Below are 13,295 nucleotides of genomic sequence, written 5' to 3'. Positions count from 1 at the left end.
ATGGAAAAGACTAGAAAAATTATCTCAGAAAATATTGAAAAGCACGGCCATTTTGAAGAATATTTTAAAATTATTGAAATTATTCATGCCAATGAGTTTGCTAACCCAGACATTTGCATTGAGAGTTGTAAGGCTCTAATTGAAGGTATCTCAAAAACTATAATTGTAAATCTCGATAATACCAGAACTGCAGAGAATATAGATGATGATAATTTGCCAAAACTATTTAAAGAATCTATGAATTTGCTTTCTGATAATTGTGAAGATATAGAAGGTGATTTCGTTATTCGTTTTTCAGCAATCATCCAAGTTTTGGGCGAAATAAGAAATAAGAGAGGTGATATTTCGCATGGAAGAATGGCACCAAAAGCCGTTTTTAGTTCTCGAAAACTTGCTTCTACAGTAAAGAATATGACTGAAAGTATTCTTGAATATGTGTTAGAGCATTATTTTTTACTTGATTTTTCGAATGGGAAGTTGGTTTACGAAGACATGGAAGAGTATAATAAATGGCTTGATGATAATACTGATTTTCCAATAAAAAAGGCAAAGTATAGTCAACTTCTTTATGAAAACGACCTTGATGAATATGAGAATAGTTACATCAATGATTTTCTAAAAACTGATGAAACAGAAGAAGTGGTTGTAGAAGAAAAACCTGAAATAAAAGAAGAACCACAACAAGAAAAAGAAATTGAAACATTGGTAAATACTTTTGATGAAGATACTTTTTGGATAGATGTTATAAAAGAACAAACTAATGGATTTGCAGAGATTGAGAATCTTAAAATAGAGGAGTTGAAAAATTTAATAACTAATTATTTATTCAGCGATAAAAAACCTTTAAGAGATAAAGTATCAGAAGCAATGAATGAAAAACTCTCCTTAAAGAATAGAGCAAAAGTTATTGATGCATTAATCGAAAAAATTGTTGTGTTTGCTAATCATTTGAGAAAGTTAAAAGAGGAATAATGACCACACAACCCGAACAAATATTAGAAAATAACCTTATAACCCAGTTACAAAAACTGGGCTATAAATCTGTAGCGATTAATGATGAAAATGATCTCGTGACGAATCTGAAATCGCAATTGGAAGTTCACAATAAAATAGAACTTTCCGAGAACGATTTTAAGCAGATTCTAAATTTCATCAACAAAGGCAATGTTTTTGAACGTGCCAAAATTCTACGAGATCGTGTTCCATATACCAACGATAAGGGCGAGCACAAAACCATTGAACTAATTAATCAAATTCATTGGTGTCAGAATCAATTTCAGGTAACTCAACAGGTTACTATGGAAGGTTCGTATAAAAACCGATATGATGTTACCATTCTAATAAACGGTTTGCCTTTGGTGCAGATTGAGCTAAAACGCAGAGGTTTGGAGTTAAAAGAGGCTTTTAACCAAACCAATCGGTACGAGCGGCATTCCTATTGGGCAGGTCATGGTTTGTTTCAGTTCATTCAGATATTTGTAATCAGCAATGGGGTCAATACAAAATACTATGCCAACAATCCAATAAAGGCCCGTTCGTTCAAGCAAACCTTTTATTGGAGCGATGTCAATAACAAACTCATTACCCAACTTTCCGATTTTTCCGATCTGTTTTTAGAGCCTTGCCATATCTCTAAAATGATAACAAAGTATGTTGTGATTCACGAATCGGATAAGATTTTAATGGTACTTCGTCCTTATCAATTTTATGCGGTAGAGGCGATAGTTGATAGAGTGCAGACAACAAGGAATTATGGGTACATATGGCACACAACAGGATCGGGAAAAACATTAACCTCCTTTAAAGCGGCACAAATTCTCACCAACTTTCCTAAAGTGCATAAAGTGGTTTTTGTGGTCGATCGTAAAGATCTCGATTACCAAACCACCAAGGAGTTTAACAGTTTTAGCAAAGGCAGTATTGATGGAACTAGCAATACCAATACGCTTGTAAAACAATTGGTTGGTGATAACAAACTGATTGTAACTACCATTCAGAAATTAAATGTTGCAATAAGCAAAAAAAGGTATTTAACCAGAATGGAGACCCAAAAAGGCAAACGTATTGTTTTCATTTTTGATGAATGCCACCGTTCGCAATTTGGTAAGACACATGGTGATATTAAGAACTTCTTTACCGATTGCCAGATGTTTGGTTTCACGGGGACACCAATTTTTGAGAAAAATGCAGGAACCAATGAATTTGGTAAACGCACTACGGCAATGTTATTTGGTGGTGAAAAGCCACTTCATAAATATGTTATTACCGATGCCATTCGCGATGAAAATGTATTAAAATTTTCAGTAGAATACATTCGAACCTTCAAAAAGAAAGACAACATTCTGGATATCGATGTGGAAGCTATTGATAAGACCGAGGTAATGAATGCGCCACAGCGATTAAACAATATTGTTGATTATATAATAACGAATCACAACAGAAAAACGCATAGCAGAGAGTTTACCAGTATTTTTGCAGTATCAGGCGTCGATCGGGAAACCGGTTTTACTCCGGTTATTGAATACTATAAATTGTTTCAACAGAAAAAGGAGCAAGGCCTGCATAACCTGAAGGTTGCAACGATCTTCTCATACAAAGCAAACGAGGACGATAAAGATGCAGTTGGTGACTTTATCGATGATGAGTTCATGGATGAGACAGAGGGGAGTCAGCTTATTGCCGCCGAACCAAATCCGGAATATAATGCAACCATTGGTAATAATCAAGGTAGAGACCTTGCATGCAATGCCTTAGCAAATACAACGGAAAATTTATTACACAAACATTCACGCGACTATCTCGAAGAATTTATTCAAGATTACAACAAACAATTCAATACCAATTACACAACCAAAGACAGTCAGAGTTTTTACAACTATTACAACGATGTTGCCAAACGTGTAAAACACAAACAGATTGATGTTTTGTTAGTTGTAAATATGTTCTTAACAGGATTCGACAGCAAAATACTGAATACACTTTATGTTGATAAAAATTTAAAATACCACGGTTTAATTCAAGCTTACTCAAGAACCAATCGTATTATAAACGAATTAAAATCTCAGGGGAATATTGTTTGTTTCCGGAACCTAAAAGGCGCAACCGATGATGCTATTTCACTATTCTCAAACATTGATGCCAAAGATGAAATCATCATGCAACCTTATGAAGAGTACGTTGCAAAATTCAACCAGGCATTTATCGACCTATTACAAATTACACCAACAGTAAATAGCGTAAACAACTTACTGGACGAAGAAAAAGAGCTTGAGTTCATCAAAGCATTCCGGGAATTGATGCGTCTAAAAAATGTATTGGCAACCTTTACCGAATTCTCTTTCGATGATCTGTCAATGCCGGAACAAAACTTCGAAGATTACAAAAGTAAATATCTGGATCTTTACGATAAAGCAAAATCACATCACCAAAAAGAGAAAGTATCCATTCTAGGCGATATTGATTTTGAGCTGGAGCTGATACACCGAGATGAAATAAATGTGGCTTATATCCTTAAGCTTCTAGCCAAGCTAAAAGACTCAACACCAGAAGAACACGAAAAACAGAAAAAAGCAATCATTGACCTGATCGCAGGAGACGCTAAAATGCGCAGCAAACGTGAATTGGTTGAAAGGTTTATTCATGAGAATCTACCCGAAATTGACGATTCAGACAATATCCCAACAGAGTTCGAATCATTCATAAGCGAAGAACGCCAGATTGCTATTCGTACCATAAGTGAGCAGGAAGGATTGGATGCTGAGAAATTGGAAAAAATAATTGGGAATTACTTGTTCACTGAGAAAAAACCAATGCGTGATGATGTTATTGACTTGATGAACAAACGTCCCGCTTTAAAAGAACGTCGTTCTACTGCCGAAAGAATCACAAGCAAAATTGTAAAATTCGTTGAGACCTTTATAAGTGGGATTGCGGGCTAGGGGTTTAAAATTATAAATTCGGAATTATGAATGTGAAAGTAATAAGTATTTTGGCTATCGTATTAGTTGCAATTTGGCTTGGCTTATACAGTTGGAAATGTAGAAATAGAATAAAAAACTATAAATGGGTTTTTGAATGGTTCTATCCATGTATCGTTTTTTTAATTTCGATAAGCGTTCTTTATCTTTTAGTTAATAGATTTATTGAAGCTACAGCCGGAGAATTTACATGGCACATGAAAACTGAAGCTTGGTCTTATTTTGGGGCTTTTATTGGGGCTATATTATTAGCTGCAACACTTATTTATCAGATTAGGGCTTCGCGTCGTCAACAAGTTGAGTCCAAGTTTTTTGAATTGGTTAAATATTATCGAGATAATATTTCTGAAATGCGAATTCGAAATCCGTTTTATTATAAAGACGATAAGGGAAGAGTCTACGAAGAAAAATTTGTTGAAGGTCGTAGGGTGATGAAAATAATCTTCGATCAATACAAAGTCGCCTTTGGTATTTGTAAGCAATACAAGATCGTACCCGAATATAAATTTGAAAAGTTACTAAATAGGAAGCCACATTATAAAAATCATTTTATTCCCAAGAGTCCAAAAAAATCAAAACCAATTTGTGAACAACAAAAAAGACGACTTATTGAAAATGAAATAGCATATTTAATAATGTTCTGGGGAGTTTCTCGTGGATCCAGCGATGAACTAAATGAAAGGCTAACTAGTCAGTTTGATTTAATTGATAATGGAAATACTGGAGGTTTTGACATTATTGACTACATAAAAAAAATACCAGCTGTATATGAATGTGGAGATAGTTCCAGAAATTTTAGTGTAATTATAAATAGCTTTCTTAAAACTAAAATTCTTTCTAATTCAACAATAATTAATAATAGAAATAATGGATTTGTCAAATTTTTTGGTGGACATCAATATCAATTAGGCCACTACTACAGACATTTGTTTCAAGCTGTTAAATTCATTGATAAGCAACCTAAATGGCTTTTTTCTAAAGATGAGAAGTATGATTATATTAAGACACTAAGAGCACAAATGTCAAATTACGAGCAGGCATTACTCTTCATTAATTCTCTTACTATCATGGGACGGGATTGGGAATATTCAAATAAAGATGGTAAATGTTTGATTTCTGAATACAATCTGATTAAAAATCTACCAAAGAAATTCATTCCTAATATGCAACCTCAAGATTATTATCCCGCTGTTGATTTTGAATGGAAGAGTAAAAAGGTAAAAAAAAGCCTCATTAAATTGAAATTTGATAATAGGGTAAGTGTGTGACTCCTTGCCACCCAACCCAAAGCGAAATACAATCAATTGATCAGACCTGTCAGGTCTCACTTTACCGGCACTCACCTCCAAATCCCTGCAAACAGGCCGTTCCGTAAGGAACAGGATGCGTGCAGACTCCCGTTCATGTGCAAAGAGGGCTTCTGAAAAGCTGCAGACAGCCTTTTAGCGGCAAAACAGGTACCTGCGGAACTGCAGTATCGTTTTTAGTGGTAAAACAAGGCTGCAAACCGCTGCAGCTGGCCTTTGAGCCATAAAAAGGCTGTCCGCATTCATACAGGTGGCAATTTGGCCGCAAAAACAGCATCTGAGTTTGTGCAGCCTGTCATTCAGTCATTAAAAGGGAGTGTGGGCTCGTGCAGATAGGCAAATAATGGAGAGTTAGGAGAGGTGTTTAGTGAATTTTTGTTAAAAAGTAATTTTTTTTATGCTTACTAAAATAAAATAGCATATATTTATGCTTCAGTTAAATAGATATCGCTGTTTTATTCATGTAAAAATTAAGAAATGATAAAAAAAATGTATTTTAGTTTGTTGCGGCTTAACGAATTGTTAGGCTATTTCAACGAAATTATCACTTACCTGATAGGTGCAGATCTGGAAGGTTTGCAAATCACCAGTCCGGTAGAAAAGCTGAACAACAAGGTAGGAGAGGCGCTTGCCGCAGCCAATAGAACCACGGCCAGCGGGTTTACCGAACGCATCCGTCAATTGGATAACAGAAGAGATGAATCATTCGTCGCTTTTAGAAATTTTATGGAGGCATCGACGCATCGCAGGGACGAAGCCATTGCAAATGCGGCGGAACAAATCTGCAGAATTATTAGAACTCACAATTGGAGTTTGTACAGCAGAGGTTATAAAATTCAGTCTGCAAAAATGGCAAGTTTGCTTAAGGAGTTGAATCAGGCCGAAAATCAGGCATTGATACTTCAATTGGAAGCGGCTTCATGGTACAGTGAAATGCTGGAGGACAACAATGCCTTTAATCAGCAAAGCGAGGAAAAGAGCATTGCAAAAAATGAGGAAATAGATTACGACACGCAGGAAATATATAAAAGTGCACGACTTGCCTGCGAAGAGTTATTTGAGGCCATAGAGGTGCTTAATCGTATTGCTCCGAACGAAAAATACAATGCGATAGCAAAGTTCATTAACGAATGCAATCAAAAATACCTGACAGTGGCCCGCTCAAGAAAAACCAAAAATGCGAATGCTGCAGAAGTAACAGAGGCTTAATAAAAAAAGCAGAGGCTCCTTAAATTCTCCCGTAAACCGCCTAAAGTTTAAAATGGGAATTGAGGGCCCCGGCTTGTTTCTAAAAATACAATCATTTTTGGAAATATTTATTATAGCTTAATTTAATTTGTAAGCCGATATCTATCTAACAGACAAATCCTCCATGTATTGGGGGATTTTTTTTATTGCAGGAAAAAAGTGTTGGGAGCTGGTGAAACAAGACATTGGCGCATTTCTTTTTGTTTGGTATAAATAGTAAGTTTACGTTGCTTGTGCAGCACAAATAAACAGTAAGAAATATTATCGATGGGAGACTTACTTATAATTGAAGAGTTGAATGCTCAGCTAAAGTGGAAAATAAAACAAGTAGAGAAAGTTACTTGGTTGATAAAAGGCTATCAGTTGAATGAATTGGCTCAGGTTACCCGTTTAAATATTTCGAAAAAGAATTTGAAAGGCAAGTGGCCTGCTGCACTTTTTAAATTGAAACACCTGGAATTTTTAGACATTCAGGAAAATGGGCTTGAATTGATCCCGGAGGAAACAGCCAATTTAAAGAGTTTACGATGTATGGATATTCGTCGGAACCAGATCAGTTCACTGCCTCAATCAATTGCAGAAATACCAAATCTTCAAAAATTATATTTGGGTAACAATAGCTTTACTGTTGTGCCTTCGGCTCTTAGTACCTGTCCTAAACTGGAACTAATTGATTTTACGAACAATGAAATTTCTGAAGGACTGGAACAGCTTTTGCGCTCAGCATCCATCACCAACATTTATTTGGAAAACAATTGCATAAAGTCATTTCCCTTTCATCTGCTTAAAAGCCATCAACTCACCGAGCTGAATTTAATGGAAAATCAAATTGAAAATATCCCGGAAGATCTGCCGGCTATTATGCGCTTTCATTATTGAAATAAGTCCATTTTTAAATTACTTCCCGATACAGAAATTCTTAAAGATATTTCCCAAAACTTCATCAGTTGAAATGTCTCCGGTTATCTCGCCAAGGAAATGAAGACATTCGCGAATGTCCTGAGCTAAAAAATCTGTAGGGATATTTGCTTCCAGACCGCTATTAACCCTGTCAATACTTCCCAATGCGTTTTTAAGAGCTTCGAAATGGCGGATGTTGGTTACAATTACATCTTGCTCGTTAACAGCACCCATGTTTACTGTTTTCAGCAGTTCGTTGGTTAAGGAGTCGATGTTTTGCTTTTGTTTGGCCGAGATAAAAATGATTTTGTCTTCTACATCCAGTCCGGTTAATCGTTTTGCCAGCCCCTGAGGATCAGGAATCAAATCAATTTTATTGATGCAAACCACTAGGTGTTGAGTCTCGCGGTCTATGGTCTGATTTACTTTCGAGATAGAATCATTTATGTTTTCCATATCCCGGTCGGCATCAATCAGTAAAAGAACGATTTGAGCCTGTTTCATTTTGCTGTAGGTACGTTCAATACCCATACTTTCAATTCGGTCAAGAGTGGTTCGGATTCCTGCCGTATCGATAAAGCGGAAAGTTATTCCGCCAAGGTTAATGGTGTCTTCAATTACATCACGTGTTGTACCCGCAATATCCGAAACAATAGCACGATCTTCGTTTAAAAGAGCATTCAGCAGTGTTGATTTACCCACATTTGTGTTTCCCACAATGGCAACGGGGACACCGTTTTTAATCACATTCCCCAACTCAAAAGAGTTGACCAGTTTCTGAATCAGACTTTGTATTTCGTTTACCAAATTAGTTAGCTGTGTACGATCGGCAAATTCAACATCTTCTTCACCAAAATCGAGTTCCAATTCAATCAGCGATATAAAATTCAATAATCGTCCGCGTAAGTTGGCAATTTCGTTCGAAAAACCACCACGCATTTGCTGCAATGCTACTTTATGAGCAGCTGCCGAACTCGATGCGATTAAATCGGCGACAGCTTCGGCTTGTGAAAGATCCATTTTGCCGTTTAAAAAGGCACGTTGTGTATATTCACCGGGATTGGCGCTTCGGGCACCATTTTTTAGCAGAACCTGAAGAATTCGATATTGAATAAAGGGAGCACCATGACAAGCAATTTCAATGCTGTTTTCGCCCGTGTAAGAGTGAGGAGCTTTAAAAACACTCACTAAAACCTCGTCGATAATTTCTTCGCCATCCTGAATTGTTCCAAAATGAACCGTGTTTGCTTTTTGATCAGCAATGAGTTTTTTGCTTGCTGCTGTAAATACTTTATCGCAGATTGTAAGAGCATCAGCTCCCGAAAGGCGCACAATTGCAATGGCTCCATTGCCAGGAGCTGTTGAAATTGCACATATAGTAGATTGATCAATCATAGTTGTTCCAATTGTAAATAATGAACTACAAAGATAGAAGAGAATTGCTAATTATAAATGTTGAAATGAACTTAATCCGGATCTTTGCCGCCGGCACTATTTTTTTAGCTTTTCAACACGTCAGCTTTTTTCTTTTGCTATTTTTGTCTGCAAATAAATCTGATACTATGAAACGCCTCTGGTAAAAATGCTGCACAAAGGAGAATAAGCGTAATTTGGGAGTTCCATTGGCAAAAACACACAATTATAATCATATGAAAAATATAACGGGTCGTTGGACATTTAACGAAGATTTTGGCTTTGGCAAGGACGAAGGCTTTGCAGAATTTACTCAGGAAGGTGATTCAATAACAGGAGTGGTGGTTTATACCGAAAGAATTGATGATGAAACTCCATTCAGAGTTCAGCAGGAGGTTGAAGGGAATTTTGATGGTGTTAATTTTAAAGTGACTGGAACAAAAGTTGAATTGCTGGATGTTGAAAATCAGTTTGAATACCATTTGGATACCTGGGAAGGAATTTTAAACGCTAATAATCAAATAGTAGGTCACAGTTACGATGACCATGATTGTTTTGGTGTGTTTGTAATGGAATTTATTGAGTTGCAATAGGATTTATTTCAATGATTTGCATAAAAAAGATCGATGCTCGTGCGCCGATCTTTTTTATTTTGTTGAAACGCTTTGGTTTTTGTAACACTCTTTAATTCATGATGTTAAAAATAGCCAGGGCGAACAGATAAAATCGCAAAAAACGAAACAATCCAAACAATAGATATCTTTTAAAACTAAAATTGATAATCCCCGATGCCATGCTCACCATAGAAAATGGCAATGGCAGCAGTGCTCCTACAACAATAAGTAAGCCACCCCATTTTTTTAGGTTTGTAATGTGTTTTTTCATCTTGTTTTCTACCGTCTTTTTAACAGAAGGAATGCTAAGTATCGTTTTCCCAATAAAATAGGATACACAACCTCCCAGATACGAGAGTAGAGCCAGTAAAGAAAGCTGAAGCATTGGATCGGGCAGTGTTTTTACCCAGGCAATAAATAGTTCGGGGGGAATTAAGCCTAATATGGATTCTGAAGTAAAAAAGATCATAAAAACACTGATTGGTGAATAATCTTTTGTGGTTTCATGAAACAAACTATGAAAATCAAGTACATAATATTCCAGAAAAAGAATGAGACCAACAAGCACAGCAAAAGGGACAGCAACCTTCTTTAGAGTTGCCCCAATAAATTGGTAGAATCCTGTATATGAGTAATATTGATGCAGAAGTTGAATTTTTGGTTTGCGATTTTTTCGCACAATATTTGTTTTCATTAAGTATTAATCTGTTTAATCAGGAAATTGAATTTTGAAAAGCATCTCTGGGAATGATTTTGAATCTGATTACATATTTGTATCTGTTGGATAGATAAACTATGAAACATGAATGTAATAGTGATGCGTGTTTTACAAATCAGCTCAATATCGATGGTTAAATATTTTTTGAAGCAAATTTGTAATTGCAGAGATTTACTAAAGAAAAGAAGACTTAGGCTTTGGGAGGCGGAGATTCCAGTTCTAGTCTGCTAGAATTACTTATTGCTGTATTTGAATTCTTAGAACTGTCATTATCATACAAATATAACTCTGTTTTGCTGTAAAAACACACATTCAGATCTTCTATATCAGTATCATCATATTCCGAAGAAGTTACATCTGTTCCGCTTATCAAACCGGCTGCCAACGCAGGTTTATTTTCTTGATTTACCTTAATCATTTGTTGTATGATCGGTATCACAAGCAATAGCAGCGATAAGAATATCAGTAAAACTGATAGATTTTTCATGATTTTATATTTGTTACGCAAATGTATAAAAAATCCAACGCAAAGCAGTACTGTTTCTTTTTATGCATTTAAAAGTAGGGTATTCCCCTACACGAAGTAGGAACAGCCCTGTTTCACATCATTGCCATCATCTATATTTTTGTTATAAAAATTAGAAACATGCAATTAGTGAGCGAAACATACCGAACCAGAGAGAATATTTTAATTCTTGCAGATTTTTCTGACGGGAATTGGGACGCAATACAATTTGCGATGAAATATCTTTATAGAACTTAGCCTTATAAATTAATGGTTTTAGAATATTCGCAATAAGAATTAAAAACAGTTGGTGTATGATGTTTTCGTTGGTATGGATTGTAATTTTTGAAATTCTATTTGGCAAAACTCAGTCAACTAAACCCCGGAAGTAAAAGCTTTGCAATTATTTGTAAATTTGTTCCACTTTGCAGAATGGTACCTGAAACGTTTTTGGAATGAAACGCCCCTATACAATAGTGTTACATGCAGGATGATAAGTGTAATTTGGGAGTTCCATATGGCAAATGAAAACAAATTATACTCACATGAAAATAAAAAAGAGTCTGTTCATTAAACAAAAAGTAATATTTGTTTTATTACTCTTTAGTTTATTTGCTTTTGGAGGAATCATCTACACCTTTAGTAATAGTGCTGTGCTCGATTCTCAGCATATCCGACTGGTTGAATTCTCGGAAAAAGTAGAAATTGAAGTTTTCAATGGGAGAATTAAAATGGATGAACTTTTAAGTGGTAATAAAACCATTACAAACAGTTCTGTTTTTGAACGTTTTGATAGAGCCGAAAAATATATATCAGATATCGAACAAATAATTTCGAAAACTAAAAAAATCAAATTAGATAAGGAAAATCATTTTCTGTATCAACTTTCAGAACTAAGACTTTTAATTCATCAGATTAAAGAAATTGTACGTACTAAGATAAACAAGGATGTGAATAGTGTCGATTCAAATTTGGCCGGATCATATCTCGAATTTATGCTAAAGTTTGATGAATATGGTAAAACTTTGCACGCTTTTATCAGCGAAAATAATTATCGTTTAAAACGTGAGCTGTTTATTCTCCTTACCAGCATATTTACGATACTGATTATTAGTTTGGTTTTAATTGTTCGATTAATGAATTCACTCATTAGAACCAACCGCGTACTTCTTCACAACACGATGAAAGTGGAGCAGAGTGAGCGCAGGAGAATAGCGATGGATCTTCATGATGGCTTAGGTGCCATGCTATCGAGTGTGGGTCTCTACAGTAAGATTTTGGAGAAAAAATTTAAGGATGATCCAAAGATACATGGTCAACTAAATCAAATTACCTTGTTGTCAAATCAGGCCTTGCAAACCGTTTCTGAAGTAATTAATAATCTGAATCCATCAATTTTAAATCGTTATGGTCTTGTTGAATCATTGGACAGACTGTGTGCACGAGTCAACAGTATCGGAAATGTTAAACTCCATCTGGAATCGAAGAAGTTTATTGGAGAAATGAATAAGAGTACCGAAGTAATTATTTATCGTATTATTAGTGAGTTAATCAATAACACCATAAAGCATGCAAATGCAACAGAAGCCTTCATTACTCTAAAAGGGAACACCAAAATTATTCTTCATTATCAGGATAACGGTTCGGGTTTTGATAGCAGAAAGTTATCATTGCATGAAAAGAACGGCATGGGTTTGTTAAATATAATTGACCGGATTGAATCCATAGGAGGTGATTCTTTAATTGATACTACCCCGGGGAATGGATTCGCAATTACAATTGAACTAAGAATTGATAAGTAAATTATATGGAAACAATTAAAGTTATTTTGGTCGACGATCATAAGATATTTAGAGATGGGTTTCGTCTTTTGCTGCAGAGTTTTCCATATGTTGATGTGATCTGTGAAGCCTCAAATGGTTTAGAATTATTAAAAGTACTTGAGGTTAATATTCCTGATATTATTTTCATGGATATAAATATGCCTCATGTTGATGGTGTAGAAGCAAGTAAAAGAGCTCTCGAAAAATATCCGGATCTTAAAATTATAGCACTTACTACCTTTCTGGATGATGATTACCTGGAACAAATGTTAATGGCAGGTGTGGAAGCTTATATGTTGAAGAATGCAGATATTGAGGAGTTCGAAAAAGCAATTTTGAAAGTATATTCAGGAGGAAACTATTTCTCAGCAGAAATTGTCGCATTACTTTCTGACAAATTAAATATCCTTCGCAGCCGCAAAGTTCAACAAATGGAATTGCCGGTATTTACCGATCGGGAGAAAGAAATCCTTGAATTAATTTGTAAAGGATTTGGGAATAAAGAAATTGCAGAAAAAATCTTTATTAGTCCTAAAACAGTGGAGAAACACAAGAGCAGCCTTTTTCAAAAGACAGGTGTTTTAAATACTGTAAATTTGGTGATTTTTAGCTTCAAACATCAAATTGTGAATTTCTAATCTGTTTTTCCGGAAGTGCATCTGTTTCAATAAATATTTATGAAGATAATGAACATCGTATAAATCTACGTGTCTTGTTTAATTATAGTTCTTATTCCGAAGTAGGGATTTCCCTATTGTTCAATTCTCTTTTCAGGCTTATTTTCGCAGGA

At 35.4% G+C, this 13,295-nt stretch carries 11 protein-coding genes; 8 read left to right on the top strand and 3 right to left on the bottom strand.

The features are described 5' to 3' along the window. The 5 genes from ACY0M5_RS13015 (at position 1) to ACY0M5_RS12995 (ending at position 7,411) form a co-directional block, all read left to right on the top strand. Positions 1-972: a hypothetical protein gene (locus ACY0M5_RS13015; protein ID WP_461629433.1), complete on the top strand. Its 972-nt coding sequence runs from the start codon at positions 1-3 to the stop codon at positions 970-972. Further along, positions 972-3,938, top strand: a complete 2,967-nt coding sequence (locus tag ACY0M5_RS13010) for a type I restriction endonuclease subunit R (RefSeq protein ID WP_461629432.1) — start codon at positions 972-974, stop codon at positions 3,936-3,938. Before ACY0M5_RS13015 ends, ACY0M5_RS13010 begins: the two co-directional genes overlap by 1 nt. 26 nt (positions 3,939-3,964) lie before the next feature. Continuing rightward, the gene (locus tag ACY0M5_RS13005; protein WP_461629431.1) at positions 3,965-5,245 is read left to right on the top strand and encodes a putative phage abortive infection protein; all 1,281 of its coding nucleotides are present in this window, start codon (positions 3,965-3,967) and stop codon (positions 5,243-5,245) included. Between the two features lie 516 nt (positions 5,246-5,761). Beyond that, entirely contained in the window at positions 5,762-6,493 is a 732-nt protein-coding gene (locus tag ACY0M5_RS13000) for a DUF6261 family protein (RefSeq protein ID WP_156195309.1), read from the top strand. A 306-nt stretch (positions 6,494-6,799) separates the two neighbouring features. Beyond that, positions 6,800-7,411, top strand: a complete 612-nt coding sequence (locus tag ACY0M5_RS12995; RefSeq protein WP_461629430.1) for a leucine-rich repeat domain-containing protein — start codon at positions 6,800-6,802, stop codon at positions 7,409-7,411. An 18-nt stretch (positions 7,412-7,429) separates the two neighbouring features. Here the strand turns inward: ACY0M5_RS12995 and mnmE are convergent, their stop codons facing one another. Continuing rightward, a complete protein-coding gene (gene mnmE, locus ACY0M5_RS12990; protein WP_124993626.1) occupies positions 7,430-8,827 on the bottom strand; it encodes a tRNA uridine-5-carboxymethylaminomethyl(34) synthesis GTPase MnmE in 1,398 nt (465 codons plus the stop codon). A 254-nt stretch (positions 8,828-9,081) separates the two neighbouring features. Between mnmE and ACY0M5_RS12985 the strand changes: the two genes are divergently transcribed. Continuing rightward, entirely contained in the window at positions 9,082-9,438 is a 357-nt protein-coding gene (locus ACY0M5_RS12985) for a hypothetical protein (protein WP_124993625.1), read from the top strand. A 91-nt stretch (positions 9,439-9,529) separates the two neighbouring features. On the opposite strand, the gene ACY0M5_RS12980 is transcribed toward ACY0M5_RS12985, so the two are convergent. Both ACY0M5_RS12980 and ACY0M5_RS12975 read right to left on the bottom strand, forming a co-directional pair. Then, on the bottom strand, positions 9,530-10,153 hold the full coding sequence (locus ACY0M5_RS12980; protein ID WP_124993624.1) for a YqaA family protein: 624 nt from the start codon (positions 10,151-10,153) through the stop codon (positions 9,530-9,532). 214 nt (positions 10,154-10,367) lie between these two features. Continuing rightward, positions 10,368-10,664: a hypothetical protein gene (locus ACY0M5_RS12975; protein ID WP_461629429.1), complete on the bottom strand. Its 297-nt coding sequence runs from the start codon at positions 10,662-10,664 to the stop codon at positions 10,368-10,370. Positions 10,665-11,227: 563 nt separating this feature from the next. On the opposite strand from ACY0M5_RS12975, the gene ACY0M5_RS12970 reads away from it, so the two are divergent. Together ACY0M5_RS12970 and ACY0M5_RS12965 are read left to right on the top strand one after the other, a co-directional pair. Beyond that, on the top strand, positions 11,228-12,484 hold the full coding sequence (locus tag ACY0M5_RS12970; protein WP_461629428.1) for a sensor histidine kinase: 1,257 nt from the start codon (positions 11,228-11,230) through the stop codon (positions 12,482-12,484). 5 nt (positions 12,485-12,489) lie between these two features. Beyond that, positions 12,490-13,143, top strand: a complete 654-nt coding sequence (locus tag ACY0M5_RS12965; protein ID WP_461629427.1) for a response regulator transcription factor — start codon at positions 12,490-12,492, stop codon at positions 13,141-13,143. Positions 13,144-13,295: the final 152 nt, after the last annotated feature.

The organism is Labilibaculum euxinicum (assembly GCF_963678175.1).
GTDB lineage: Bacteria > Bacteroidota > Bacteroidia > Bacteroidales > Marinifilaceae > Labilibaculum > Labilibaculum euxinus.
This window is presented reverse-complemented; position numbering and strand designations above follow the sequence as displayed.